The 1,518-nt window shown below is 32.4% G+C and carries 1 protein-coding gene; it reads right to left on the reverse strand.

The genetic code is table 11. The features are described 5' to 3' along the window. Positions 1 to 109: 109 nt before the first annotated feature. Positions 110 to 1,309: an IS110 family RNA-guided transposase gene (locus KA878_RS09215; protein ID WP_210130321.1), complete on the reverse strand. Its 1,200-nt coding sequence runs from the start codon at positions 1,307 to 1,309 to the stop codon at positions 110 to 112. Positions 1,310 to 1,518 lie beyond the last annotated feature (209 nt).

The raw sequence follows: 1,518 nt of genomic DNA on the forward strand, positions 1-1,518 counted from the left end.
TTCCTACGATTAGTCAAGTACTTATCATTAAAATAAGCATTACTTAACTAAACCGTTCAATTTGAATTTTTTGAATAAGGTGTTAAACTATATCTGATTATATATTTGGCTAATGAGGGGCCATTTGATAATCGTACATTTTCTGGTTCGTTACTAGAAAATGAATTGTTTTTAATAATCGATTTATACATGCGATGACGGCAGTCTTATGAGGTTTCTCATTAGGCTGCTTTCTTAGTTTGTAATAATAATCGACAATATGATTATCATAATGATGTTGTCCCCTTAGAATATTCATAACCACCCAAAATAAAAGTTTTCTCGCTTTTTTATTACCACGCTTGTTGATTGTATCTCTACTGTGTGTCCCACCTGATTGATATCGTTTGATATCAATACCTACATAAGCATTGAGTTGTTTATTTGATTTAAAGCGTGTAATATCACCAATTTCTCCAATTATCATAGCTGCACTCAGCTTACCAATACCAGGTGTCGAAAGGATACTTTCAAAACAATCAAGTTGTTGTGCTAATTGAATCATGTCCTTATCTAATTGCTTAAGACGCTGTATAGATGATTTTAATTGTTGGATAAGTAAGCGTCCTTTTTCAACTAGAAACGAATGTCTATCGACATTGGGGTAACTTTCTGAAGCAATATTTACTAATTGATGTGCATAATTTTTGGCTTTGCCCGTTGATAGACCTTTGTCTGTAGAATCCAATATATGTGTAATAAGTGTGTCTTCATCTAAATCAATAACCATATCTGGATGCGTAAAAATTTCTGCGATATTGAGTGCAATAATTGAATATCGATTACTAAATAATTTTTCTAAACCAGGAAATGTTTGATGTAATAGTTCAACAATCTCAACCTTAAGACGATTTTGGTCATTATCAATTTCTAGATGAAAACGAGCACGTTCTCTTAATTCAAAGAATATTGAATCATGTGTAGTAGAGTTGTCCATTTGTCCTAGATTCGGCGCTAATTGAGCCAATTTGTGAGCGTCAGCCTGATCTGTTTTCCAAGATCTTAAAGAACTAGTTCTAAATTTGGCTTCTAATGGATTCATTTCAATATACTTCACATGGTTAACCTGACAAAATTGAACTATACCTCTTGAATACACACCGGTAGATTCAAATATAAGTTGAGGTTGATCAAGTTTTTTTAAGTATTTAAGTAACTGATTATAACCATTTTTATTATTCTGAATTGTAAATTCCTTTTGGAATTTATCTTCAAAATAATGTGCGATGACGCTCGTTCTTTTACTAATATCAATGCCTAAATAATCCACGAAATTCCTCCTTAATTGTTTTGAGAAGCTGAAACTTTACTTAACCTTTCTCATTTCACTTTCCTCTACACGGCTTCAAGAGCCCAACATACTACAAACGAATTTCAAAAGGCGAGAGTAAAGCTGACTAGTTTTTTAATACGGATTTAAAATCCAAGGGAGCGCACAGTCTACTTCTCTCTACAACTATAAAAAATAGCTGTGAAAAA

The sequence above is a fragment of the Staphylococcus sp. GDY8P57P genome, assembly GCF_017892585.1.
Classification (GTDB): Bacteria; Bacillota; Bacilli; order Staphylococcales; family Staphylococcaceae; genus Staphylococcus; species Staphylococcus borealis.